Annotated in this window: 19 protein-coding genes and 1 pseudogene; 11 read left to right on the top strand and 9 right to left on the bottom strand. The window is 58.9% G+C overall.

From position 1 onward, the window contains the following. Positions 1–104, top strand: a pseudogene (locus tag ACR0CA_RS08385) (2-hydroxyhepta-2,4-diene-1,7-dioate isomerase); the annotation flags it as partial. A 187-nt stretch (positions 105–291) separates the two neighbouring features. Next, complete coding sequence (locus ACR0CA_RS08380; protein ID WP_170773079.1) at positions 292–969, top strand: GntR family transcriptional regulator; 678 nt, start codon at positions 292–294, stop codon at positions 967–969. Between the two features lie 2 nt (positions 970–971). Here the strand turns inward: ACR0CA_RS08380 and ACR0CA_RS08375 are convergent, their stop codons facing one another. The 7 genes from ACR0CA_RS08375 to ACR0CA_RS08345 all read right to left on the bottom strand — a co-directional run bounded on the left by ACR0CA_RS08375 (position 972) and on the right by ACR0CA_RS08345 (position 8,742). Further along, the gene (locus tag ACR0CA_RS08375; protein WP_480878316.1) at positions 972–1,928 is read right to left on the bottom strand and encodes an ABC transporter ATP-binding protein; all 957 of its coding nucleotides are present in this window, start codon (positions 1,926–1,928) and stop codon (positions 972–974) included. Further along, positions 1,925–2,902, bottom strand: a complete 978-nt coding sequence (locus ACR0CA_RS08370; protein ID WP_480898258.1) for an ABC transporter ATP-binding protein — start codon at positions 2,900–2,902, stop codon at positions 1,925–1,927. The genes ACR0CA_RS08375 and ACR0CA_RS08370 overlap by 4 nt, the downstream gene beginning before the upstream one ends. Positions 2,903–2,906: 4 nt before the next feature. Further along, the gene (locus ACR0CA_RS08365; RefSeq protein ID WP_170785567.1) at positions 2,907–3,809 is read right to left on the bottom strand and encodes an ABC transporter permease subunit; all 903 of its coding nucleotides are present in this window, start codon (positions 3,807–3,809) and stop codon (positions 2,907–2,909) included. After that, positions 3,809–4,816 carry an ABC transporter permease subunit gene (locus ACR0CA_RS08360; RefSeq protein WP_170789827.1) on the bottom strand — a complete coding sequence of 336 codons (1,008 nt, stop codon included), beginning with the start codon at positions 4,814–4,816 and terminating at the stop codon, positions 3,809–3,811. The genes ACR0CA_RS08365 and ACR0CA_RS08360 overlap by 1 nt, the downstream gene beginning before the upstream one ends. Continuing rightward, a complete protein-coding gene (locus tag ACR0CA_RS08355) occupies positions 4,816–5,910 on the bottom strand; it encodes a M24 family metallopeptidase (RefSeq protein WP_480898255.1) in 1,095 nt (364 codons plus the stop codon). Before ACR0CA_RS08355 ends, ACR0CA_RS08360 begins: the two co-directional genes overlap by 1 nt. 67 nt (positions 5,911–5,977) lie before the next feature. Continuing rightward, positions 5,978–7,561 (bottom strand): ABC transporter substrate-binding protein, encoded by a 1,584-nt coding sequence (locus ACR0CA_RS08350; protein ID WP_480898252.1) that lies wholly within the window; start codon positions 7,559–7,561, stop codon positions 5,978–5,980. A 260-nt stretch (positions 7,562–7,821) separates the two neighbouring features. Then, positions 7,822–8,742: a LysR family transcriptional regulator gene (locus ACR0CA_RS08345; protein ID WP_480898250.1), complete on the bottom strand. Its 921-nt coding sequence runs from the start codon at positions 8,740–8,742 to the stop codon at positions 7,822–7,824. Between the two features lie 341 nt (positions 8,743–9,083). On the opposite strand from ACR0CA_RS08345, the gene ACR0CA_RS08340 reads away from it, so the two are divergent. The 5 genes from ACR0CA_RS08340 to ACR0CA_RS08320 all read left to right on the top strand — a co-directional run bounded on the left by ACR0CA_RS08340 (position 9,084) and on the right by ACR0CA_RS08320 (position 18,601). Beyond that, the gene (locus ACR0CA_RS08340) at positions 9,084–13,271 is read left to right on the top strand and encodes a beta strand repeat-containing protein (protein WP_480898248.1); all 4,188 of its coding nucleotides are present in this window, start codon (positions 9,084–9,086) and stop codon (positions 13,269–13,271) included. Positions 13,272–13,332: 61 nt separating this feature from the next. Further along, positions 13,333–15,090, top strand: a complete 1,758-nt coding sequence (locus tag ACR0CA_RS08335) for a type I secretion system permease/ATPase (protein ID WP_480898247.1) — start codon at positions 13,333–13,335, stop codon at positions 15,088–15,090. Beyond that, positions 15,087–16,457 carry an HlyD family type I secretion periplasmic adaptor subunit gene (locus ACR0CA_RS08330; RefSeq protein ID WP_480898244.1) on the top strand — a complete coding sequence of 457 codons (1,371 nt, stop codon included), beginning with the start codon at positions 15,087–15,089 and terminating at the stop codon, positions 16,455–16,457. Before ACR0CA_RS08335 ends, ACR0CA_RS08330 begins: the two co-directional genes overlap by 4 nt. Positions 16,458–16,591: 134 nt before the next feature. Further along, on the top strand, positions 16,592–17,353 hold the full coding sequence (locus ACR0CA_RS08325; protein WP_480505890.1) for an HAD-IIB family hydrolase: 762 nt from the start codon (positions 16,592–16,594) through the stop codon (positions 17,351–17,353). Positions 17,354–17,371: 18 nt separating this feature from the next. Further along, positions 17,372–18,601: a glycosyltransferase family protein gene (locus ACR0CA_RS08320; RefSeq protein WP_480898242.1), complete on the top strand. Its 1,230-nt coding sequence runs from the start codon at positions 17,372–17,374 to the stop codon at positions 18,599–18,601. On the opposite strand, the gene ACR0CA_RS08315 is transcribed toward ACR0CA_RS08320, so the two are convergent. Further along, positions 18,585–20,321: a sugar phosphorylase gene (locus ACR0CA_RS08315; protein ID WP_480898272.1), complete on the bottom strand. Its 1,737-nt coding sequence runs from the start codon at positions 20,319–20,321 to the stop codon at positions 18,585–18,587. The two genes, ACR0CA_RS08320 and ACR0CA_RS08315, sit on opposite strands and share 17 nt — an antisense overlap. Before the next feature lie 131 nt (positions 20,322–20,452). After that, entirely contained in the window at positions 20,453–21,073 is a 621-nt protein-coding gene (locus tag ACR0CA_RS08310; RefSeq protein WP_170773104.1) for a TetR/AcrR family transcriptional regulator, read from the bottom strand. A gap of 192 nt (positions 21,074–21,265) precedes the next feature. Here ACR0CA_RS08310 and ACR0CA_RS08305 point away from each other — a divergent pair, with 192 nt between their 5' ends. The 4 genes from ACR0CA_RS08305 to ACR0CA_RS08290 all read left to right on the top strand — a co-directional run bounded on the left by ACR0CA_RS08305 (position 21,266) and on the right by ACR0CA_RS08290 (position 25,038). Then, positions 21,266–22,195: an AEC family transporter gene (locus ACR0CA_RS08305; protein ID WP_170789836.1), complete on the top strand. Its 930-nt coding sequence runs from the start codon at positions 21,266–21,268 to the stop codon at positions 22,193–22,195. Positions 22,196–22,300: 105 nt separating this feature from the next. Next, on the top strand, positions 22,301–23,134 hold the full coding sequence (gene fghA / locus ACR0CA_RS08300) for an S-formylglutathione hydrolase (protein ID WP_480898240.1): 834 nt from the start codon (positions 22,301–22,303) through the stop codon (positions 23,132–23,134). A 3-nt stretch (positions 23,135–23,137) separates the two neighbouring features. Next, positions 23,138–24,586: a Si-specific NAD(P)(+) transhydrogenase gene (sthA, locus tag ACR0CA_RS08295; protein ID WP_170785590.1), complete on the top strand. Its 1,449-nt coding sequence runs from the start codon at positions 23,138–23,140 to the stop codon at positions 24,584–24,586. After that, positions 24,583–25,038 (top strand): YaiI/YqxD family protein, encoded by a 456-nt coding sequence (locus tag ACR0CA_RS08290; protein WP_480859297.1) that lies wholly within the window; start codon positions 24,583–24,585, stop codon positions 25,036–25,038. Before sthA ends, ACR0CA_RS08290 begins: the two co-directional genes overlap by 4 nt. The last annotated feature ends 27 nt before the right edge of the window (positions 25,039–25,065 follow it).

Genomic DNA, 25,065 nt, shown 5'->3' with positions numbered 1-25,065 from the left:
TTGGGATGGGACAGAACCCGCAAACCTATCTGAAGCCCGGCGACAAGATGGAGTTGGGGATCGAAGGACTGGGCGTGCAACGGCAGGATGTTGTTCAGGGCTAACCCTGGCACCAAATCACTTACCAATGGACCCCAGATCGCATCAGCAGTCTGGGGTTTTATTTTAATGGCTGCATCAACCGAATGTCAGGTCAGCTTGGGTGCGCAAAATACTCATTCGCTAAGGCCTTGGAAATCTCGCCTCCAGTTTGTACTTTGGATACAAAATGCACTGCCCGAGATGAACACAATGCCAAGCACCCGCGCGATCCCACGGCAAAGCCTGCCAGATGTCATTACCAATGACTTGCGCGAGCGAATCCTCAGCGGCGAGATGGCCGAGGGTGAGACCATCCGCCAAGAAGCGCTGGCCGAGGACTATGATGTCTCGCGTATGCCGATCCGCGAGGCGCTCAAGCGGTTGGATGCCGAAGGGCTGGTACAATTGACCAACAATCGCGGCGCTGCCGTGACCACGCACTCGCTGGACGAAATCGCCGAGATATTCGACCTACGCGTGTTGCTCGAAGTTGACCTGTTCCGCCGCGCGATCCCACTTATGACCGAAGCCGATTTCGCCATATGCGAAAGGTTGCTGGATGAGATGGAGAAATCCTACGAAGCCTACGATGTCGGGCGCTGGGGCGGTCTGAACTATGAATATCATAAGGCGCTTTATGCAGCGGCAGGGCGCGGGCTTACCAATGACATTCTGCAACGGGTCAATGTGCAATCGGATCGCTATGTCCGTATGCATCTAAGCGTCATGGAACAGCGCGAACCCGCCAAGCGTGATCATGGCGAGTTGCTGGCCCTTGCCCGCGCGCGCGATGTGGAAGCTGGGTGCGATCTGCTAACCCGGCACATCCAACGCACCAAAGACCAGTTGCTGGCCATGGTCACGGCAACGCGAAACCCCGAAGACTAGGGTCAGTCCAGCGGATGCAGACAGGCCACGCGATGGGCTTCGCCTGACAGATCGGGCGGGGCTGCGCGGCATTCATCTGTTGCGAGCCAACATCTTTGCGCAAATGCGCAGCCTTTGGGGATGTTCATGGGTGAGGGCAACTCGCCCTCCAGCTTGATCCGTTCCTTGCGCGCCTCAGGGTCCGCGCGCGGCGTGGTCGATAACAGCGCCTTGGAATAGGGATGACGGGGGGCGGCGAACAGTTGGTCTTTCGTGGCGTGCTCGACCGCGCGGCCCAGATACATAACGATCACATCATCGGCGAAGTGTTTAACCACCGACAGGTCATGCGAGATGAACAGATAGGCAAGGTTCAGGCGCTCTTGCAATTCGACCAGAAGGTTCAGGATTTGCGACTGGATCGACACGTCCAAGGCCGAGACCGGCTCGTCCAGCACCAGTACTTTGGGGTTCAGCATCAGCGCGCGTGCAATTGCGATCCGCTGACGTTGACCGCCCGAGAACATGTGCGGATAGCGGTCATAGTGTTCCGACCGCAGCCCGACCAGATCAATCATCTCGCGCGCCCGTGCTTCGCGGTCGGCGGCAGACATGTCAGGGCGGTTGATGATCAGCGGCTCCTGCAGAATTTGCCCAATCCGCTGGCGTGGGTTCAATGAGCCATAGGGGTCCTGAAACACGATCTGCACCGTATCGCGCATCTGCGCCCATTTCGACGGCGTGATATCGACCCCGTCAATGGACAACGTGCCCGAGGTCGGCTCTTCGATCATCGTAACGACGCGCGCCAGAGTGGACTTGCCACAGCCCGACTCGCCGACGATCGCCAGTGTCTTGCCCGGTTGCAGCGCGAAGTCGACGCCGGACAGGGCTTTGACCGTAGCCGATTTCGACAACAACCCGCCCTTGACCTCATAGTGTCGCGCCAGCGCGTTTGCCTGAACGATAGGAGCTGTCATGCCATTTCTCCGGCTGCAATTCTTTCGACATGGTGACACCGCGCCTTGCCGAACAAATCGCTATGCGGTGTGGGCGGGATGGCCTGACAGGTGCCATCGGCGAACTGACAGCGTGGGCTGAACAGACAGCCTTTGGGGCGGTCGAACTGCCCCGGCACCACACCCGGAATCGTCGGCAACATTTTAGAGGTCGCCCGTTCCGGCAGTGCGCTTAGCAACGCAGAGGTATAGGGGTGGCGCGGGGTGCGGAACAGATCTTTGACCGGTTGTTCCTCGACCTTCTGACCGGCGTATTGCACCTGCACGCGTTCGGCGGTTTCGGCCACCACGCCCATATCGTGGGTAATCAGCACCAAACCCATCCCCTGTTCATCGCGCAGCCGCACCAGAAGGTCCAGAATCTGCGCCTGAATGGTGACGTCCAGCGCTGTCGTCGGCTCATCAGCGATCAGTAGCTTGGGGTTGCAGGCAATCGCCATGGCGATCATGACCCGCTGGTTCATACCGCCTGACATTTGGTGCGGAAAGGTATTCAACCGGCTTTCCGGCGCGGGAATGCCGACCTGATCAAACAGCTCGATCGCGCGTTGGTGACGATCCTTGCGGTTCAGGCCCAGATGGATACGCAGCGCTTCTTTGATCTGGAAGCCCACAGTAAAACAGGGGTTCAGCGACGACATCGGCTCCTGAAAGATCATGGCGATGTCCTTGCCGATGATCTTGCGCCGGTCACGAGCCGAAATTTTGGTCAGGTCGATGCCTTCGAAACTCAGCTGGTCGGCGGTGATTGTAGCGGTCCAAGGCAACAGCCCCATCAGAGCCAGCATCGACACGGATTTGCCCGAGCCGCTTTCGCCGACGATGGCCATCAGCTCGCCCCGGTCGACAGAGAGGTCCACCCCGTCCACGGCACGGAACTTGCCCGAGGCGGTAGCGAATTCGACAGTGAGGTTTCGGATATCCAACAAACTCATATCGTCAGCTCCGCTTCAGTTTCGGATCCAGCGCGTCGCGCAGGCCGTCGCCCATCAGGTTGATCGCCAGCACCGTGACCAGAATGGCAAGGCCGGGGAAGGTGACGACCCACCAAGCGCGCAGAATGAACTCGCGCGCCTCGGCCAGCATGGTGCCCCATTCCGGCGTGGGAGGCTGCGCGCCCATCCCCAGAAATCCAAGCGCGGCAGCGTCCAGAATGGCGGTCGAGAAAGACAATGCCGCCTGCACTATGATAGGGGCCAGACAGTTAGGCAGCACAGTCTTGAACATCAGCCGCGCCTTGCCCGCGCCCGCCACACGGGCCGAGGTCACATAATCTTTCTGCCGCTCAGACAGAACCGAAGCTCGGGTCAGGCGCACGTAATGCGGCTGAAAAACGATGGCGATGGCGATCATCGCATTGGTCAGCGACGGCCCAAGAATAGCCACCAGCACCAGCGCCAACAGCAGCGAGGGGAAGGACAGGATGATATCCATCACCCGCATGATCAGCGTATCGACCCATTTCGGCGCAAAGCCGGACAAAAGCCCGATGATCACGCCGCCCGTCACGGCCACACAGACAACAACGATGCCCACAAAGAAGGAATAGCGTGATCCCATGATCAGCCGCGACAGCATATCCCGCCCCAACGGATCGGTGCCCAGCGGAAAGGCCCAGCTGCCGCCCTCTTGCCACGCGGGGGGTTGCAGGATGTGGTCGCGGAACTGCTCAGTCGGGTCGTAGGGCGCCAGCAAAGGCGCAAAGGCCGCGCAGATTACGAAGGCCATGAACACATACAACCCGATCACCGCGCCGCGGTTTTCGCTGAAATAGAACCAGAATTCGCGCAGGGCGCTTGGGCGGTCCTCGGTCTTGGGGGTGGTTGCGGAAAGCTCGGCCATCACCGTCTCCGGATTTTGGGGTTGATGATGCCGTAAAGGACATCGACCAGCAGGTTCACCAGCATCACGATCACAGCGATCATCAGTAGCCCGCCCTGCACCACCGGGTAGTCGCGGCGGAAAATACTGTCGACCATCCACTTGCCGATTCCCGGCCAGCTAAAGATTGTCTCGGTCAGGATCGCACCGGCCAGCAGCGTGCCGACCGACAGGCCGATCACTGTTATCACCGGGATCAGAGCGTTGCGCAGCGCATGCAGCCCGTTGATCCGCGTGGGTGAAAGGCCCTTGGCGCGGGCGGTGCGAATGTAATCCTCGCCCAAAACTTCCAACATGGCCGAGCGAGTCTGGCGCGCGATCACCGCCAGCGGGATGGTGCCCAGTACGATGGTCGGCAGGATCAAGTGACGCACGGCTGACGTAAACGCCCCCTCCTGCCCTGACAGCAGGCTGTCGATCAGCATGAACCCGGTCACGCTGGGGAAGTAATACAGCAGGTCGATCCGCCCCGATACCGGCGTCCAACCCAGATTGCCCGAGAACACGATGATCAGCAGCAGGGCCCACCAGAAGATCGGCATCGAATAGCCAACCAAAGCCGAGGACATCAACGCGCGGTCAAAGAACCTGCCTCGGTTCACGGCTGCAATCACACCCGCAGGTAAGCCCAGAGCCACCGCAAAGATCATTGCGCAGATCGACAGTTCCAGCGTGGCGGGGAACAGGGCAAAGAACTCATCCCAGACCGGTTTCTTAGTGACAAAGCTTTCGCCCAAGTCGCCATGCATAACGCCGACCAGATAGTCCCAGTATTGCTGCAGCACCGGTTTGTCGAAGCCCAGCTTGACCACCATCTCTTGATAGCGTTCTTCAGTCATACCGCGTTCTCCGGCCATGACGATGATGGGATCGCCGGGCAGCACCCGGATGAACATGAAGGAAATCAGCGTCACGCCCAGAAATGTCGGAACGAACATTCCAAGGCGCGAAAGGAAGTAGCCAAACATCAGCGACCTATGATTGTGAGATCTTTGGGAAAGCGGGTCAGTGACCGGCAGCCATCCTGCGTCACCAGAACATCATCTTCGATCCGAACACCAAAATTTCCAAGGTCATAAAGCCCCGGCTCATTGGTCCAGACCATGCCCGGCAGGATGGCCTGATGGTTTCCACGCATGATATAGGGCGCTTCATGTACGTCGCGGCCCAGCCCGTGCCCGGTCTTGGTGCGGATACGGTCAGCATAGGGCGATGCCTCAAGTACTCGGGTGACAACATCGTCGATGCCATGCGCCGTCATGCCTGGGCGACAGGCGTTGAACCCTTCGAGGTTGGCCCGCAGGACGGTGTCGTAGACATCCCTGCCCTCGTCCGAAACTTCGTCCACAAAGAACGTACGGGTGATATCGGCGGCAAAGCCGTGTTTGCGCGCGCCAAAATCGAACAACAACGCATCGCCGGGTTTGATCTGGTAATCCGCTCGCGCCTTGCCATGCGGTTGGGCCGAATTGTCACCAGCCGCCACAATTGGTGCGAACGCCAACGAGGCCGCACCCTCGGCGAACAGTGCCTGAATCAGCGCCTGTTCGATCTGTTTTTCCGTCTGTCCGACGCGCACATCGGCTATCACACGCTCCAGCGCGCGTTCCGAGATATCAATGGCAGCTTGCAGTGCCGCGATATCGTCATCGGTCTTTATGATCCGCAAGCCCGAGATTTCGCGTTCGGCATCCACAATGCGCAGATCAGGTAGCGCGTTGGTGAAAGCCTTCGACACAAAGACCCGCATCACCTGCCCTTCGACAGCCAGCGATGTCAGCGGCATATGCGCAGCCAAAGCAGCAAAAGCGCTGTCATAGCCCGTCTGGTCCATCCAATCGAACACGGCACCGTCAAAGCCGACCAGCGCCCAGGTGCCAAGCTCCAGATTGGGGACAATCGCGGCGGGACTACCTTGGGCCGGGACAACGACCACAAAGGGTCGCTCGTGGCTCATGAAGGGTTTCCCCAACGCGCGGGTGAAATTGGGACCGGGCACGAGGGCCACGGCATCGACTGACATGTCCGTTGCCAGTTGACGGTACTCGGACAAATCCGGCATAGGGGCCGACCTCCAAAAAAGAAAACCGGAGCCGTCATACGGGCGGCTCCGATCCGTGAGTGATGATTTATTCGACGCTGACGCCGTAGAAGATGTGACCGCCCAGCGGGTGGACCTTGTAGCCCTGCACTTCGTTGCGCATCGGCATGTAAACGACCGAGTGTGCGATGGTGGCCCAGGGGGCTTGCTCTTTGAAGATGACCTGCGCCTCTTCATACAGCTTGGTGCGCTCGGCCTGATCGGTGGTCTGCTTGGCCTTCAGGATCAGATCTTCGAAAGGCTCGTGGCACCATTGTGCACGGTTCGAGGCTTCGCGGCCGTCACAGCCCAGCAGCACGGCCAGGAAGTTGTCCGGGTCGCCGTTGTCACCGGTCCAACCCAGCAGCACAGCTCCGTCGCGGTTCAGCTCTTTTGAGCGCGACAGGTACTCGCCCCATTCATAGGAGACGATCTCGACATCCACGCCGACCTTGGCGAAATCTGCCTGGATCAGCTCGGCCATGCGGCGGGCGTTCGGGTTATAGGGGCGTTGAACCGGCATCGCCCAGACTTTCATCGACAGATCGCTGACGCCTTCGGCTTCCAGCATCGCCTTGGCCGCTTCGGGATCATAGGCATCGTCGGTGATGGCCTCGTTATACCCCCACATGGTCGGCGGGATCGGATTCTTGGCCGCTTGCCCCGAACCTTGGAACACAACGTCGATGATCGACTGCTTGTCGATCGCCATGTTCAGCGCTTTGCGCACCTTCGGGTTGTCGAACGGCTCCATCGTGGTGTTGTAAGCCAGATAACCCACGTTCAGGCCTTCTTGCTCCATCATGTTGATGTCAGCGTCATCCTGCATCGCCTGAATGTCGGCGGGGTTCGGATAAGGCATGATGTGGCATTCACCCGCCTTCAGCTTTTGATAACGGACCGACGCATCAGGCGTAATCGCAAAGATCAGATTGCTCACATCCGCCGGTGCTTTCCAGTAATTAGCGTTCTGCGCATAGCGGATCACGGCGTCTTTCTGATAGGCCACGAATGAGAACGGGCCGGTGCCGATAGGCGCGGTGTTCAGCTTTTCAGGTGTGCCCGCTTCCATCATCGCATCGGCATATTCAGCCGACAGGATCGAGGCAAAGTCCATCGCCATGTTTGCGACAAAAGGCGCCTCGGGTTTGGACAGCGTGAATTTCACCGTGTAGTCGTCGATCTTTTCTATGGACTCGACCAGATCGGGCATACCCATGCCCTGGAAATATTCCCACGTACCGCCAGACACCTGATTATATGGGTGGCCTTCATCCTTCTGGCGCATGAACGAGAAGATCACGTCATCGGCGTTGAAGTCGCGGGTTGGGGTGAATTCGTCATTCGAGTGGAATTTGACGCCCTGACGCAGCTTGAACGTATATTCCAAACCGTCATCGCTTGCCTCGACGCTTTCGGCCAAGCCTGGGATCACATTGGTGGTGCCGGTCTCAAATTCCAGCAGGCGGTTGTAGATCGGGTGCGAGGACGCATCAAAGGTGGTGCCAGCGGTGAACAGCGCCGGGTCAAAACCTTCGGGCGAGCCTTCCGAGCAATAGACCAACGTATTTGCCTGTGCCGCAGCGCTGGACAACGCAATCGCTGCGGTTGCGGCCAAAAACTTAAGTTTCATGAGTTTCTCCCAGTAAATATTGCTTGGTTTTCGCTTAGCGCTTTTTTGTCAGAACACTCTTTGGCAACGCTTGCCGTCGCGAAATCACTGTTCAATGTATCCAAAATACAAAATCCATTGTCAACAAAGTTAACGAGTCCGCGAGCGCGTGCATACGCAAAGACAGCCATCCGGCGTGGGACGGCCCGGTTCTGTTCCTAGCTTTGAGGGGAATCAGTCGCGCCGACTTTGATACAGCGCAAGTTTTCGGATTTCCGCGATCACATCTGGAATGTTGGGGCCACACCGACCGGAGGCTGTTCCAGAACGAACGCCCCGATCCGATCCAAAAGCGGCCGTCTTGGACAACCCGGACGGGTCGCCGCGCCTAGATCGCGCAGGTTGCCCGGCGCGTCAAAGGGGATAAAGCACAAAGGCCAGCGGTCGCGTTTGAATTGCTCGGCCGCCAGGGCCGACACGATTGTACAATCGTCGGAATGACAAATATGCCGACAGATCGTCTCGAACCGCAGCGCGCTTAGGTCGAACCGCTTACTGGCGCGGTTTGCCGGGTCGATCTTGGGAAGACGGTTTTCCAGCTCATAGCCGAAACTATGCGGCAGGCGGATGAAATCGTGACGCGGCACTTCCTCAGGCGCAATCGATGGCAGGGTGCAAAGCGGATGCCCCTCGCGCACCGCAAGAAACAACGGCTCGGACCAGATCGACGTGAACTCCAGCGTCTCGGTGTTGTTGACCTTGGCGACCAGTGCAAGATCCAATGTGTGATCTTCTACCATGCGCAACATGTTATGCGGCAGGTCCTCGATCATCGTCACACGCATGTTCGGGAACAGGGCGCTGAACAGGTCCGAGAAATACTGCGTCAGATAAGGGGCCAGCGTCGGCGTCATCCCGATAGTGTAGGGAACCGCCTCGGGGTCGCGGAACTGGGTCGCCGTATCGCGGATCTTTTGCGCATCGTTCAGAACACGTTCGGCAATGCGCAGAACTTGTAGACCACAGGCTGTCGGACGCACTTCGTTATTGAGGCGCAGAAACAGTTCCGCTCCCAACTCTTGCTCAAGTTTCTTGACCTGATTGGACAATGCGGGTTGCGAGACATTGCAGGCCGCGGCGGCCTGACTGAACTGGCCATGTTTGGCGATGGCCAAGACATATTCCAAATCTCTGAAATTCATATTCGCAAACTATAAAAACCGAGTCGCACCCCTGCGGGCCGACCAATTCTTACCCCAATGCTACCCCTCGTGTATGAAAACACGATCACGTCTGGTCACATAAGTGTCAACTGTCGCAACCGAATAGTTTACCGAAGTGATCTGATTTCGGCTAAGTCATTGTTTTTAATCCAATCGACGCTGAAAATCTTCACGAATAACGTGAGTATTTGCGTTGGTTATACCCCCAATTCGAAGGATGAATTTTAGCTGACCGGCACGGCTGGCTACCCCTTTGATACGCGGAACGCCCATCGCAGCGAGCGATCTGCAAAACGAAACAATTTTTGACGGAGTATCCAATGCTGTCCCAACTTCTAAGCAGCCTTCGCGCACGTCTCTTGACGACGTCCACGCTGGCGCAAGAGACCTCTCGTGATGGTCAGACTCTAATTAACAACTTCGCGCAAAGCACCGTGGTTGATGACACCCCGGCTTTTGTACTGGCAAATGACTTTTCGCGTTTGCTGAACTTTGGTGAAATCATCACCAACAACGCAGTTGCCGCTGTTCAAGCCCAAGGCCAGGACGTCGACATCTTCAACTTCGCCACCGGCCGTATCGAAGCCAACAACGGCCCTGACGCGCTGGCAACCGGTGTTCAGGTCACAGGCAGCGCCTCGATCCGCAACTTTGGCGAGATCTTGGGCGAATTCAACGGCGTGCAATTTGCTGGCGCCGAAAGCTCGGGCAGCCTCGACAACTTTGCAGGCGGCGTGATCAGCTCGGACAGCCGGGCTGTGGACATTCAGGGCCAGGGAATCGACGTTCGCAACTTTGGTGACATCATCGGCACCGGCGATCAGCGCAACGGCACCATCTACACCAACTCGACCGCCGAGGACGTCTCGATCTCGAACTTCACGGGCGGCACCGTTGACGCAGGTGAAGGCAACCAGGGCGCAGGTGTATCGCTGCAGGTGGGTGACGAGGTCGGCGATCGTGTCGAAACCGACATCTTCAACGGCTTTGGCGCAACCATTCAGGGTCGCGGTCAGGCAGCATCGAACACATCGCTGGCCGGCGACGGCATCCGCGTCGACAACGGCGCCGAGGGCACCATCCTGGAAACCGAAATCGTCAACAGCGGCCTGATTACGTCGGAAAGCACCCAAGGCACTGCCGGTGGTATCCGCATCGCCGACGGCGCCAACACCGAAGGCGAAATCCTGAACACCTCGACCGGGGTGATCGAAGGTGCCGCGAACGGTCTGTATATCGGCCAGGGTGAACATGATCTTGACGTTCTGAACTTCGGCACCATCCAATCCGACAGCCGCGCCGTAAACATCGATGGCACAGGGGTTAACTTGATCAACGGTGGCGACATTCTGGGCACCGACGATCAGCGCAACGGCACCGTCTATGCCGATGGCACCGCCGATGATTTCTCGGTCAACAACCTCGTAACCGGGACCATCGACGCGGGCGAGCACAACCAAGGCTCGGGCTTTGGTGTTGAAATCGGTGACGCACCAGACGGCGTGACCTCGTTCACGCTGGACAACGCCGGTACGATCCAGGGTCGCGGCAACGCCGCAGCGGGCACAAACGCAGCCGGTGACGGCGTGCGGATCGGCAATGTCGGCAACATCGGCACCACCGATGCGGTCATCAACAACACCGGCACCATCGACTCGGAAGGCGCAAACGGTACCGTCGCTGGCGTACGTTTTGTAAACGGCGTCTCGTTCCAAGGTGAGTTCAACAACTCGGGCGATATCTCGGGCGTGCAGAATGGTGTCTATTTCGGCAACCCGGTCAACGGTGAGGGCGCAGATCACACCGGTGGTGTGTTCAACAACCTGGAAGGCGGAACCATCTCGTCCGACAGCCGCGCGTTCAACATTGATGGCATCGGTCTGGAAGTGAACAACGCCGGTGACATCCTTGGCACCGACAATCAGCGCAACGGCACAGTCTATGCTGATGGCACTGCGCAGGACTTTACCTTTAACAACCTTTCGACCGGTGTGGTCGATGCGGGCGAAGGCAATGAAAGTTCGGGCTTTGGCGCTGAGATTGCAGGCGAGAACAGCTTTGAGCTGAACAACGAAGGCACCATCCAGGGTCGCGGCAACGCGGCGGCAGGCACCAATGGCGCCGGAGACGGCATCCGTATTGGCAATGTCGGCAACACGGGCACGTTCTCGGGAACCATCACCAACTCGGGCACCGTTGCATCCGAAGGTGCAAACGGCACCGTCGGTGCGTTCCGTGCGGTGAACAACGTCAACTTCCAAGGTCAGCTGATCAACGAAGAAGGCGGTCTGTTCGAAGGCGGCCAGAACGGTGTGTACTTTGGCACAGGTGATCACACAGGCGGCTCGTTCGTCAACCGTGGCACTGTGACATCGGACAGCCGTGCGGTGAATATCGACGGGATCGGTCTGGATGTTGTCAACGAAGGCGAAATCCTGGGCACTGGCGATCAGCGCAACGGCACAGTCTATGCCGATGGCACTGCTGACAACTACAGCTTCACCAACTCGGGTCTGGTCGATGCAGGCGAAGGCAATAACGGTTCCGCCGTTTCGTTGCAAACCGGCGACGAGTCGGGGGACATCGTGTCCGCAGCAGTCATCAACGAAGGTACGCTGCAAGGTCGTGGCGATGCGCTGGAAGGCAACCAGGTCGGTGACGGTCTGCGCCTGTTCACCAGCCAGGACGACGCCTCTTTCGCGGGTGTTGTGGTCAACGAAGGCCTGATCGCCGGTTCCGAGGACTCGGACGCCGCAGCAGGTATCCGCGTTGATGGCGGCCTGAACCTGGTTGGCGCGATCCTGAACGAAGGCGAAATCCGCGGCACGGTCAATGCGATCGACGCATCGGATGCAGGCTTCGTGACCATCGTCAACGACGACGAAGGCGTGATCAACGGCAACGTTCTGCTGAGCGACGGCGACGACATCTTTGTCGACCTGGGCACCACCAACGGTGATATCTCGGGCGGCGCAGGAGATGACGTTCTGATCGCAGGCGACGCAGACAACGTCATCACCGGCGGTCTGGGCAATGACTTCATCGACGGTGGCGAAGGCATCGACACAGCCGATTTCTCGGATCTGGATGTCGCGGTCGAAGTCAGCCTGGATGCAAACGGCAATGGCACTGCCACCCGTGACACAGGCTTTAACGTCACCGTCACCGACGCGGTTGTTGCAGCACCGGATCAGTTCGGATCGTCCATCACCAACGGCGCCGAGTTCGTGGAGCAGGCAGTCCAGGGCAACCTGTACTACAACATCCACACATCGGACTTCCCGGCTGGTGAAATTCGCGGGCAACTGCTGGTTGACAGCGACGTGACCGAGAATGGCATCCGTACTGTCACGCTGAGCGGTGGTCTGGACGCCTCGCAGGAGCCTGGTCCTACATCCGACAGCGAAGCGACCGGTCAGGCGACCCTCGTCGTCACTCAAAACTTGGAAACCGGTGAAGTCACCTATTCCAGCGAGTTGAGCGTGACGGGCCTGAACGAAGCTGATCTGTTGACTCCGATCCCGGGTGTTGTCTCGGCTGTGCACTTGCACAATGCACCTGCTGGTCAGAACGGCCCGGTCGTGCAGGACACGCTGGTAGATGCTGGTGCAACGCTGGATACCGAAGCCACTGGTGGCACAGGTGTCATCGGCGAGGACGTCATCGACAACCAGATCGAAGTGGACATCCTGCGCTCGATCGAGCGGGTTGTCGGCTCGGATGACAGCGACACGATCGACGTCTCCAGCTTTGACGGTGTAACCGTTGATCTGGACCTCAGCGGTCCTTCGCCGAACCCTGCTGGCAGCGGTGATGAAGGTCCGCAGGACGGTGCCATCATCCAGAATGGCCAGATAGTCGCCGAAGTTGATGACTTCGAAAACGTTGTAGGCTCGGACGGGGATGACCTGATCCTTGGCAACAACGAGTTCAACATCCTCGACGGTGGTGCCGGCAATGACGCGATCCATTCCTTCGGAGGTGCCGACGTGATCATCGGTGGCGAAGGGATCGACACCGCGCTGTTCACTGCAGGGCCGGGCGTTGTTCTGGATCTGGATGAAGAAGGCAACGGCGTTGCACAGGTCAATGCACCCGATGGTGCAATCCTGGATCAGGTGTTTGGGTTTGAAAACATCAACGGCTCGAACAACGCTGGCAGCCCGAATGGTGGCGACGACATCCTGTCGGGCAACTCGGGGTCCAACACCCTAAACGGTCAGGCCGGCGACGATGTGCTGAACGGTGAGGGTGGCGATGACATCCTGATCGGTGGCGCAGGCAACGACACCTTCGTCTTCGAAGGCAACTTCGGCAACGACGTCATTCAGGACTTCGAAGTCGGTCTGGACCAGCTCCAGTTCGGCGAATTCGGACCCGACTTCGACGGCAGTGTCAGCGTTGCACAAGATGGCGACGACGCGGTCATCACCTTCGGCAGTGAAGGGTCCGTCCGCCTCGCCGGTGTCAACAGCACCGACCTGAACGACGACGACTTTGTCGCGTAACTGACCAACTGCGGGGCGGCCTTGGGTCGCCCCGTTCTTCAAACCGGAAAGGGTCAAAGAAATGTTCAAGCAAGCCAATCCCGTCAAAACTGCCTGGGGGTCACTGCGCAAGGGTTTTGTTGCGGTCGCCTTCTTCAGCCTGTTTCTGAACCTGCTTATGCTGGCCGGGCCGCTTTACATGCTACAGGTCTATGACCGTGTTCTGACCAGCCAGAACGTCGACACACTGATCGCTCTGTCCGTTCTTCTGGTTGGTGTTTTCATTGTAATCGCCTGCCTTGACCTGATGCGGATGCGCATCCTGGGCCGTCTGGCCGCCCGGTTCGAGCTGACCGTGGGTGCCCCCGTCCTCAGCGCTGCGATGCGCCGCCGAGTGCAGGGCGAAAGCGACGCCGGCGAGCATCTGGTCGAGGATGTCAACGGCTTCCGCGAGTTCATCTCGGGCACGACCCTGATCGCCTTTTTCGACGCCCCCTGGATCCCGATCTATTTGATGGTGCTGTATGTTCTGCACCCACTGCTGGGCCTGCTGGGTCTGGTCGGCGCGCTGACCCTGACCATCATGGCATTGATCAACAACTCGCGCGCCCGCGGCCCGATGGAGCAAGCCTCGCAGGCGCGTGGACGTTCTGACGCGCTGTTCAACATCAGCGACAAGAACGCCGAACTTGTGCATGCGCTGGGAATGAAGTCAGACCTGATGCGCCGTTGGACTGCCTTGCAAGCCGATGCGCACCAGTACAAGACGCGCGCCTCGGACCGTGTGGCCAGCTTCTCGGTACTGTCCAAAACAATCCGTATGGGCCTGCAATCAGCCATACTGGGTCTGGGTGCCGCACTGGCCATCACCGGGGAATCCACCGCCGGTGTGATGATCGCTGCAACCATCGTTCTGGCCCGCGCTTTGTCGCCTATCGACCAGTTGATCGGCCAGTGGCGCACCTTCCTGGCCGCGCGCGGTTCCTATGCCAAGATCAAGAAACTGACCGAGGATTATGCGGAAGCGCCGACCAATCTGAACCTGCCACGCGCATTCAAATCGCTGGACGTCAAAATCGCGCAGGCTGGTCCGCCGCGTGCGATGAACGCCACGGTCCGCGGTATCGATTTCAGCCTGCAACCGGGTGACGTGCTGGCTGTGATCGGACATAGCGGATCGGGGAAGACCACGCTGGGCAAGATGCTGGCCGGGATCTGGTTCCCGCAGCGCGGCGAGGTTCTGCTGGATGGAAGCCCGCTATCGAAATGGAACAACGAAGACCTCGGCAAACAGATCGGCTATCTGCCGCAGGATGTCGAGCTGTTCGACGGAACGATCCGCGAAAACATCGGCCGCTTCTCGATCGCCATCGACGACGCCGAAGTTCTGCGTGCCGCCCGCGAGGCCGGTGTGCACGAGCTGATAAGCTCGCTGCCCGACGGCTATGAAACGCGCATCGGCAAGGGCTTTTTCCTGTCCGGTGGTCAACGCCAGCGTCTGGCCCTGGCCCGCGCGCTCTATGGTGATCCGTTCGTTCTGGTTCTGGACGAACCGAACTCGGACTTGGATGCCGAAGGCGAACAGGCTCTGCGTGACGCTATTCTGGCCGCGCAAGCCCGCCGAGCGATCTCGATCGTGATGACGCACCGTCCGGCCACCCTGCAAACCGCCAACAAGGTCATGGTGCTGCGCGACGGTAACCAGACCCAATTCGGCGACAAAGACGACGTGCTGAAGGTTAACCGGCGCAACGTTCTTGATACCCCCAATCAACCCGGCGCTGCGACCCCGTCGCCACGCCCTGCAAATGAAATTCAGATCAGCGGAGCAGCCCAATGACAAACTTGGTTCCCCACTCCCAATCCTACGGTGCAGTTGCCTTTCACGAGGCGCAGCTGAAGGAAATCAACGACACCACATCAAATATCGGACGCTATATCCTGTTCGGCGTCTTCACCCTGATGGCCTTTGTCGGCGGCAGCGCCTATTGGGCCCTGGCCTCGAAACTGGACGGCGCAGTAGTTGCCCCTGCCTCGTTCGTGGTCGAAGGCGACCGCAAAACGGTCGAGCATCTGGATGGCGGCATCATTCACGCAATCCTCGTCACGGATGGCGAGTTTGTGCGGGCCGGGCAACCCCTCGTGCGGCTCGACAGCACCGAGATCGACGTCGATCTTAGCGTGCAGGGCAGCCAGTTGGGCGAGCTTTCAGTACGCCGCGCCCGTCTGCTGGCACAGATGAGCGGCCAAGGTCACTTCGACGAAGCTGCCGCATTTGCGGGTTTTCAGGAAGACATGGAGCGCCTGCATTGGGTCTCGCCCTATCTGACGCAGAAACAACTCTTCGATGCCGAGGCCCGCGCCCGCAACACCGAAGCCCAAATCAACGCGCAGCGCGTGTCGGGTCTGCGTGCCCAGATCGCGGGTTTGAATGAGCAACGCCAAAGCACCCAAAACCAGATCGAGATCACCAAAGGTGAGCTGACCAATCTGGAATCCCTGTTGGCCAAAGGTCTGGTTGCTGTCACCCGTGTCAGCGCGCGCCGGATCGAGTTGGAGCGTCTTAATGGTGTCGATGCCTCGCTGCGCACGCAAATCGCGCAAGCCGAAAACCAGATGCAGGAACTGGAATTGTCGCTGATCAGCCAGCAGAAACTGCGTGATGAGGTCATCGCCGGAGAACTGGCCGTAGTCGAAGCCCAGCTTGATCTGGTCCGTCCGCAATTTGCAGGAACGCTGGCCCGTCTGAACCGCACGCAGGTTCTGGCCCCGACCAGCGGCCGTGTGGTGAACCTGGCGGTATCAACAACCGGTGGTGTGATCCGACCCGGTGAGCCGATCATGGACATCGTGCCCGCCGATCAGGCCCTGATCGTCGAAGCCCGCGTCAAGACCGGTGACATCGACAAGCTGCATATCGGGCAAACCACGCGTATCCGCCTGTCCGCTTTCGCGCAGGCCGATGTCCCCGAAGCCAATGGTCAGATCTTCGACATTTCAGCCGACGCGCTGGAAGACGACCGCACAGGCGAGGCTTACTACAAAGCCCGCGTCAAATTGGACGCCGATCAGCCGCAGGCGATCGCGGCACTGGATCTGGTGCCGGGAATGCCCGCCGATCTGTTTGTGAATACCGGCGAACGGGCAGTCTTTACCTACCTGTCGCAACCTATCAGCGACCGGTTGGCCAAAACGTTTATCGAGTGACCTGGGTACCCCCGCGCCTATTTTTTAGGCGCGGGTTGTTCTTTTGGCGCATTTATCACCGCTATACATTTACTTCGCTGGGGCATGGTTTTCTAATTTCACGATATGAAACTCTGCACGACCCCTCCCCGGCCATGACACGCGCGCCTGATTTATTGGTTTTTTCCGATCTCGACGGGACGCTGCTGGATCATCACGACTATAGCTGGGCAGCCGCCAAACCCGGGCTTCAGCGCCTGTCTTATCTGAAGGCCGGTCTGGTCTTGGCCAGCAGCAAAACCGCGGCTGAAATTCTGCCTCTGCAACAGGAACTCGGGCTTGTCGGGATGCCCGCCATCGTTGAAAACGGCTCGGGCGTTCTATGGCCGGACCAGCCCAATAGCGGCGAAACCTGTTATGCCAAGCTGCGCGCAAGTCTCGCAGAACTGCCCAAGGGATTTGAAGGCTTCGGGGATATGTCCGATAGCGAGATCGCCAATTTGACGGGCCTCGACCCCCAGCAGGCGTCGCTTGCCCGACAGCGTCGGTTTAGCGAGCCGGGCCTGTGGACTGGCTCCACTTCAGGCCTTGAAGCATTCCTTGCTGCCGCGCAGGAACACGGATTGCACGCGCGTCAGGGTGGGCGATTTCTGACCTTGTCGTTTGGCTCGACCAAAGCGGACGCGATGCGCGAGGTTATCAGCCACTTTACCCCTCGTCTGACGATCGCTTTGGGGGATGCTCCGAATGACCGTGAGATGCTGGAGCTGGCCGATCACGGCGTGGTCGTGCACAACCCCCACAGCGTTGGGATATCGCAGTTTCCGTCCGATACCGAAGCCCGCATTCTCAGAACAAAACAGGCAGGTCCACAAGGTTGGTCGGACGCGATTTTGGCGCTGACCCGGGATCTTTGACAAAACGAGGCGCACGACATGGCCGATTTTCACCAGAACGGAAACATCACCACCCTGCATAACTTGCGCAGCAGGCCCGCTGGCCAGTTGGCCCATGAAATCTCGGTCTTTGCCGAGACGCGCAAGATCACTCTGATCCTGCCCTGCCTCTATTCAGAGTTGGCAGGTCCCGCATTGGCCGGGATTTTGCACGAACTGGCGCAAGTGCCCTATCTGCACCGCGTCATCATTGGATTGGATCAAGCGGATGAGACGCAATATCGCCACGCGCGGGCGTTCTTTGCCGATCTGCCGCAAAACCATGCCGTCATCTGGAATGACAGCCCCCGCCTGACTGCGTTGCAGGCGCATCTGCAAGAACTGGGACTGGCGCCGCAAGAGCCGGGCAAGGGCAAGAATGTTTGGTCCTGCATAGGGTATCTGCTGGCTTGCGCCGACAGTTCGGTGATGGCGATCCATGATTGCGATATCGTGACCTATGACCGGCAAATGCTGGATCGTCTGGTCTATCCGGTCGTGAACCCAACCTTTCCGTTCCAGATGGCCAAGGGCTTTTATCCGCGCATCGGGAACGGAAAGCTGAACGGCCGCGTCACGCGCCTGCTGGTTAGCCCGCTGCTGATCGCGCTTAAAAAGGTGATCGGGGATCGCGACTACCTCGATTACCTGCGCAGTTTCCGCTATCCGCTGTCGGGCGAGTTCGCCATCCGCACGCCCACCCTGCCCGACCTGCGCATTCCATCCGATTGGGGGCTAGAGATCGGCGTATTGTCTGAAGCGTGGCGTAATCTGGCCCCGAAATCCGTCTGTCAGGTCGAGATTGCCGACAATTACGACCACAAACATCAAGACCTTTCGCCCGAGGACGCAAATCGCGGCCTGTCGCGTATGTCCACCGATATCTGCAAGGCGATCTTCCGCAAACTGGCCGCCGATGGCACCGTGTTTACGCCCAATACGTTCCGCACGCTCAAGGCGACCTACTATCGCTCGGCGCTGGATCTGCTCGAGGGTTACTATACCGATGCCAAGATGAACGGGCTGGAACTGGACCGCCACAAGGAAGAGAAGTCCATCGAGCTGTTCGCCGAAAACATCATTCGCGCCGGGCAGGTGTTTCTGGACAACCCGCATGAGACGCCGTTCATCCCTACATGGAACCGAGTGCATTCGGCCGACCCCGAGTTTCTGCTGCGTCTCAAGGCCGCCGTATCCGACGATCTGGACGAATTCAGCCCGCGTTCGTGATCCAGCGGCACTGATACGGAGCCAGAACAATATCCGGGCCGTTGGTGGCTAGGATTTCGCCGGTCAATGCGTCGGTCCAGACCTCTTCGGCGATCATATTGATCTCGGCGGGGCTGACATGGACCAATTCAGCCGAGACATTGTGCAGCGCAAAGATCGATTGGCTGCGATCCAGACTCTGCCGCCAGATGCCAAAGACGCGATCATCCAGCCGCAGGGTAAACTGCGTGGCGTTGGGGTGAAAGGCCGGTTGCTGCGACCGCAGGTGCAGACGTTTGGACAGCGCTGACAATACCAGCGCCTGATTTGACCCCGGATCGGCCAGACGTGCCAACAAATCGGGATAGTGCCAGCGATGCCGGTTGATCGCCCGGTTCATGCAGCGTCGTTCGACCGCCTCGTGATCATTGGGCGTGGCCAGCAGAGAATGGATGTAGAAGGCCGGTATCCCTTCCAAAGACATCACGATGGTCTGCGAACAGATGAACCGTGCCAGATGATATTGATCGGACCCGTGGAACGTCTCGGACATAGCGTCGAAGTAACCGCAGTTAAGCTCATAGGGTTCCTCGCGCCCGTCGGGCAGCGCGCGCATCGAAACCAATCCGCCGATCCGGCGCACCGTGTCGATCATTCGGTCCTTTTCCTCGGGGGGCAAAACGCCCTCGGCGGGGCGCATCCCGATGCCGTCATGGCTGGCGGTGAAGTTTAGATAGGCGCAGCCCAGCTGCGCGGGTGGCATCGCGGCCTGCCATTCACGCAGATATTGCGCCGTACCTGATTGCATCGCATGCAGGATCAAAGGCGGCAGAGGGAAGTTATAAACCGCGTGCGCCTCGTTCCGGTTGCCGAAATAGCTGAGGTTTTCAGTCCGCGGCACGTTGGTTTCCGTAAGCAGAACCAGCGTTTCGGTGGCATAGTCGCACAACAGTCGCAACAATTGCACGATGGCGTGCGTTTGCGGCAGGTGGATGCAATTCGTTCCGATCTCTTTCCACACGAACGCCACCGCATCCAGTCGCAGTATACGCACGCCCTTGTCGATGTGCAGGCGGATGATCCGCAGCATCTCGATCAGAACCTCGGGGTTCGAGAAATCCAGATCGACCTGATCGTGGCTGAAAGTGCACCAAACGTATTTCTCGCCCTCGCTGGTATCGACTTGCCGCAACAACGGCGTGGTGCGAGGACGGACAACCGCAGACAGATCATCCTCGGGTGAAGCTTCGAAAAAGAACCGGTTATGTGGCGGTTTACCCTGCAGATAATTTGTGAACCACATACCCTGACTTGAGACATGGTTCAGCACAAGATCGGACATCAGGTGGAAATCACTGGCAATCCGAGTGATGTCCGGCCAACCTCCCAGCTGCGTACTGACGCTGTAATAATCCGATACGGCGAACCCATCATCGGAGGTGAATGGAAAGAACGGCAGGATATGAACGCCGTTGACCACCCCGTTCAGGTGACGGATCAGAAAATCATGCAGCAGATCAAGCGGCTTGTGCACTTGATCTTCGATCGAATTGCCGTAGGTGATCAGAACGCTGTCTTTCTCGGACCAAAGACCATTGCCCGGCTTGCGTCCTTGTTTGCGACGATGTGTGCCGGTTGGCCAGAACGCCTCGGACACGCGCTTCGCAATGTCCGGCACGTCCTTGTCAGGGTAGATCTGCGCGATAAGCTCAGCCAGCCGGCGCGAGAAACTGGAATTCACACTGGTCAAAAGTTCCGGGCCTTAGGTTTCATACACCCGATGGTTCGCTATTATTCCGGCGCAGTCAAACCCAGCCTTGAGGCGACGCGCAGAGCCACGTCCCAATGCCTAAAGTTTAACCAAATCCCGACCTATCGAACCCCGTAATTTGCCATGAACATGTCGACCGCCTGCAAGGCGACCGCATCTATTTCGTCCTGCGAAAACTGGTTCTGAATTCCAAAAACGGCCCGCGCCCAGATCCGCACCTTACACAACTCCGAGAACTGCTCGGCCGCGAGTTGCACATCCTCAATCGCCAATTCGCCGTTTTTGACTGCCAGTTGCAGATACTCCGCAATGTGGCCGGTACCGCGTTTCGGCCCGGCCTCAAAAAACGCGCGGCCCAGTTCCGGGAACCTGTCGCGCTCGGCCACGCAAATACGGAAAACCTGTTGCGCAAAATCAGATACAAGAAATGCGGTCAACTGTTTGGCCGTGATCAACAGAACGTCGCGCACCGGCAGCGTATCGTCCACCATCGACACGACGTGTTCGGCCATGAGGGTACATTCTGTCTGCGCAACTTCCATGAATAACAGACGTTTATCAGGGAAATAGCTGTAAAGCGTCGCCTTTGACACCCCGGCCGCGCGCGCGATGTCGTCAACACTTGCGCCTTCGAACCCATCCGCCATGAACACCTCGCGCGCACCGCGCAATACCTGATCGAACTTGCGTCCGGTGCGCAAAATGGCGGCTGGTTCTGACATGCTCACTCCGTTGATGAAGAGGTTAAAGTTTATAAACCGTTTAGTTCAGACACAACGATTCGCACAAAATGATGCCGCCGAAACCCTACAAAACCTGTAATTTTGTCTAGACGTATTCAACGTGGTCTTTGATCCCCATGACCATACATACGCGGCCTTGTCGTTCTGCCAAACCGTGCTAACACTTCGGCCATGGTCGATATCTTTTTGCGCACCCTGCCTTTTTTCGCGATCATCGGCCTGGGATACTGGGCCGGTCGCACCCGCTTTTTTACCGAAGAGGCGACGGCCTATCTGACAAAATTCGTGTTCTATTTCGCCCTGTCGGCGATGCTGTTTCGGTTTGCCGCCACTCTGCCTTTCGCCGAGATTTTCAACGCGCGCCTTGTCATCGGCTATCTTATTGGCACGGTGGCCGTCTACGGACTGGCCACTTGCGTCGCTTGGCTGCGCGGGCTCGACATTCCAACCGCCGCGGTCGAAGCACAGTGCGCGGCTATCGGCAACGTGGGGTTTCTGGGCCTTCCGATGCTCGCGCTTCTGTTCACCGAGGCCGCGATCGGCCCCGTCATGCTGGTGCTGACCGTTGATCTGGTGGTGTTCTCGTCGCTGATCGTGATCCTGATCAATGCAGGTCGCGACGGGCGGTTGGCCCCGGCCACGTTCAAACTAATCGGACTGGGTCTGGTAAAAAACCCGATGATCGTGTCCATCTCGGCCGGAATGCTGTGGTCCGCCATGCAGTTTCCTGTCCCAGCGCCATTGAATGACTTTCTGACCATTCTTGGCGGTGCAGCCACACCCGGCGCGCTTTTCGCCATCGGGGCGTCGCTGGCCTCCAAATCCGCCGAACGGGTTCAGGTCGCCGGGTGGTTGAGTTTTTGCAAACTGGTGGTTCATCCCGCCTGTGTGGCGGTGGCCTTGCTGTGGATCATGCCAATTGCCGCCTTTCCGGCCTCGGTGGCCATTGCCGCCGCTGCGCTGCCGGTCGCCGGAAATGTCTATATGCTGGCCGCGCATTATAACGTCGCCCCTCATCGGGCATCGGCGGCTATCCTTCTGTCGACCGCCGCAAGTATCCTGACCGTTCCACTGGTCATCGCGTGGGTCAGCACGCCCTGATCATCACCTTTCCGAAAAATGCGCGCACCCAGTGTCCACCGCACTTTACGTGCGGCTTTTGGGCGGTTAGCCATGGCGCAACCCCAATGTAAGGACACAAGCCAGATGGAAACCGTTTCGGAAAACACCTGCTTCGGAGGCGTACAGGGCGTCTACCGCCATGCCTCGACCGCTTGCCAATGCGACATGACCTTTGGCCTGTTTCTGCCTGCCGAGGCCAAGGACGGCCCAGTTCCAGTCCTGTGGTATCTTTCGGGCCTGACCTGCACCCATGAAAACGCGATGACCAAAGCGGGCGCGCAGGCGTGGGCGGCAGAACAAGGGATTGCGGTTGTGTTTCCCGACACCTCTCCGCGTGGTGAGGGCGTGGCCGATCACGAGGACTACGATCTGGGCCAAGGTGCGGGCTTTTACGTGAACGCGACCCAAACCCCCTGGGCCCCGCATTTCAACATGTGGGATTACGTGGCCGAGGAACTACCCGCCCTGCTGGCTGAAAACTTTGCCATAGACATGGAGCGTCAGGCCATCTCCGGCCATTCGATGGGCGGTCATGGCGCGCTGACGCTGGCAATGAACCTGCCGGGGCGCTATCGCTCAGTCTCGGCTTTTGCGCCGATCTCGAACCCGACGGGGGCCGATTGGGGTCGCAAGCAGTTGAGCGCCTATCTAGGTGATGATGAGGCCGCATGGACCAAACATGACGCCTCGCTGATGATGAAGGAAAAAGGCTTTGACGGCCCCATCCTGATCGACACCGGGGCCAGCGATCAATTCATGGACCTGCTGCGCCCCGAGGCGCTGGCGCAGGCGATTGCTGAGCGTCGCCAACAGGCAACCTTCCGGCTACAACCGGGTTATGACCATTCGTATTTCTTTGTGTCGACCTTCATGGAAGATCATATCAACTTCCACGCCGAGGCGCTGTACGGAGACTAACGCATGAGCGATTTCGACTACGACCTGATCATCATCGGGTCTGGCCCTTCGGGGCGGGCGGCTGCGATTCAGGCAGGCAAACTGCAACGCCGGGTGCTGGTGATCGACCGCAAAGACCGCTTGGGCGGCGTTTCGGTTCACACCGGTACGATCCCGTCGAAGACCCTGCGGGAAACCGTGCTGAACCTCTCGGGCTGGCGCGAGCGCAGTTTCTATGGGCGGTCCTATCGGGTGAAAGACCAAATCCGGGCCGAGGACCTCAAGGCCCGGTTGCACATGACGCTGGATCACGAGGTCGATGTTCTGGAACACCAGTTCAACCGCAACCACGTGGAAACGCTGAACGGTCTGGCGAAATTCGTCGGCCCGCATGAGATCGAGGTTGCAACGGATGCGGGCAAGACGACCCGGCTGACAGCCGCCAAGTTCCTGATCGCCACCGGAACCAAGACCTACCGGCCCGATTATGTGCCCTTCAACGGCAAGACCGTGGTGGACGGCGACGATTTTCTTGAAATGGACGAGATCCCCCGGTCGCTCTGCGTGATCGGCGCGGGCGTGATCGGGGTGGAATATGCCACCATGTTCTCGGCGCTGGATGTGCGGGTCACGTTGATCGAGCCGCGCGAGACCTTTCTGGACTTCATCGACAGCCGGTTGATCCACGATTTCACCCATCAGATCCGCGAAAACGGCGTGGACTTGCGGTTGGGTTCGGCGGTCGAAAAGATCGAGGATGCCGGCGGCCATGTGGAAGTCACGCTGGACAATGGCCGCCACGTGCGGGCAGAGATGCTGTTGTTTGCCGCCGGGCGCATGGGCGCGACATCGGCCCTGAACCTGTCGGCGGTGGGTCTGGAGACAGATCACCGCAACCGGATCACGGTGGATCGCAAGACTTATCAAACCGCTGTGCCGCATATATATGCGACGGGCGACGTGATCGGGCATCCCTCTCTGGCATCCACATCTCTACAGCAAGGTCGCGTCGCGGCCTGTCATGCGCTGGAGACCCCAACCCTGCCGGAAAGCCCGTGGTACCCCTACGGCATCTACTCCGTCCCCGAGATTTCTACCTGCGGCATGTCCGAGGAAGAGCTTCAAGAACGCGGTATCCCCTATGAGGTCGGCGTGGCGCGGTTCCGCGAAACCTCGCGCGGGCACATCATGGGACTGGAGCACGGGATGCTGAAGATGCTGTTCTCGCTGAAGACCCGCCGGGTGCTGGGGGTGCAGATCGTCGGTGAAGGCGCAACCGAGCTGATCCACATCGCGCAGGCCGTGCTGAACCTGAAGGGCACCGTGGACTATTTTGTGCAGAACACATTCAACTATCCGACACTGGCCGAAGCCTATAAAATCGCCGGGCTGGATGCGTTCAACCGAATGCCCATTCCCGAAGAGTTCAAGGTCAAGAAAAAACCCGCAGCGAAACAGGCGAAAAAGGCGTGACCACGCTTTATATCGATGCCGATGCCTGCCCGGTAAAAGCCGAGGCCGAACGTGTGGCGACCCGGCACAAGGTACCGATGGCACTGGTGTCAAATGGGGGTTTGCGCCCCTCGGCCAATCCTTTGGTACAGGTTGTGGTCGTATCTGAGGGCGCGGACGAGGCGGACAAGTGGATAGCCGAGCGCTGCGGTGTCGGCGATGTGGTGGTGACGTCCGACATCCCGCTGGCCGCGAAATGCGTCGACGCCGGTGCTCGGGTTCTCCGCCCCAATGGCGAGGCCTTCACCGCCGCCAATATCGGCCAGCAACTGGCGATGCGCGATCTGATGGCCGACCTGCGTGCGGCCAATCCGCTGGGCGCTGGTGGCGGAGGGAAACCGTTCAACAGGGCCGACCGATCCCGGTTTCTGGACGCTTTGGAACGGGAGTTACGCGCGGCACAAAGGGCGTAGCGCTCCCGCCCGTCGAAGCCGCATCAA

The organism is Ruegeria sp. F12 (assembly GCF_056533885.1).
Note: the sequence above shows the minus strand (reverse complement) of the source record. Positions and strands in the feature narration are given on the sequence as shown.

Coding starts and splice junctions, on each gene's coding strand:
- ACR0CA_RS08380 (WP_170773079.1), top strand. CDS start 292: ATGCCAAGCACCCGCGCGATCCCACGGCAAAGCCTGCCAGATGTCATT.
- ACR0CA_RS08375 (WP_480878316.1), bottom strand. CDS start 1,928: ATGACAGCTCCTATCGTTCAGGCAAACGCGCTGGCGCGACACTATGAG.
- ACR0CA_RS08370 (WP_480898258.1), bottom strand. CDS start 2,902: ATGAGTTTGTTGGATATCCGAAACCTCACTGTCGAATTCGCTACCGCC.
- ACR0CA_RS08365 (WP_170785567.1), bottom strand. CDS start 3,809: ATGGCCGAGCTTTCCGCAACCACCCCCAAGACCGAGGACCGCCCAAGC.
- ACR0CA_RS08360 (WP_170789827.1), bottom strand. CDS start 4,816: ATGTTTGGCTACTTCCTTTCGCGCCTTGGAATGTTCGTTCCGACATTT.
- ACR0CA_RS08355 (WP_480898255.1), bottom strand. CDS start 5,910: ATGCCGGATTTGTCCGAGTACCGTCAACTGGCAACGGACATGTCAGTC.
- ACR0CA_RS08350 (WP_480898252.1), bottom strand. CDS start 7,561: ATGAAACTTAAGTTTTTGGCCGCAACCGCAGCGATTGCGTTGTCCAGC.
- ACR0CA_RS08345 (WP_480898250.1), bottom strand. CDS start 8,742: ATGAATTTCAGAGATTTGGAATATGTCTTGGCCATCGCCAAACATGGC.
- ACR0CA_RS08340 (WP_480898248.1), top strand. CDS start 9,084: ATGCTGTCCCAACTTCTAAGCAGCCTTCGCGCACGTCTCTTGACGACG.
- ACR0CA_RS08335 (WP_480898247.1), top strand. CDS start 13,333: ATGTTCAAGCAAGCCAATCCCGTCAAAACTGCCTGGGGGTCACTGCGC.
- ACR0CA_RS08330 (WP_480898244.1), top strand. CDS start 15,087: ATGACAAACTTGGTTCCCCACTCCCAATCCTACGGTGCAGTTGCCTTT.
- ACR0CA_RS08325 (WP_480505890.1), top strand. CDS start 16,592: ATGACACGCGCGCCTGATTTATTGGTTTTTTCCGATCTCGACGGGACG.
- ACR0CA_RS08320 (WP_480898242.1), top strand. CDS start 17,372: ATGGCCGATTTTCACCAGAACGGAAACATCACCACCCTGCATAACTTG.
- ACR0CA_RS08310 (WP_170773104.1), bottom strand. CDS start 21,073: ATGTCAGAACCAGCCGCCATTTTGCGCACCGGACGCAAGTTCGATCAG.
- ACR0CA_RS08305 (WP_170789836.1), top strand. CDS start 21,266: ATGGTCGATATCTTTTTGCGCACCCTGCCTTTTTTCGCGATCATCGGC.
- fghA (WP_480898240.1), top strand. CDS start 22,301: ATGGAAACCGTTTCGGAAAACACCTGCTTCGGAGGCGTACAGGGCGTC.
- sthA (WP_170785590.1), top strand. CDS start 23,138: ATGAGCGATTTCGACTACGACCTGATCATCATCGGGTCTGGCCCTTCG.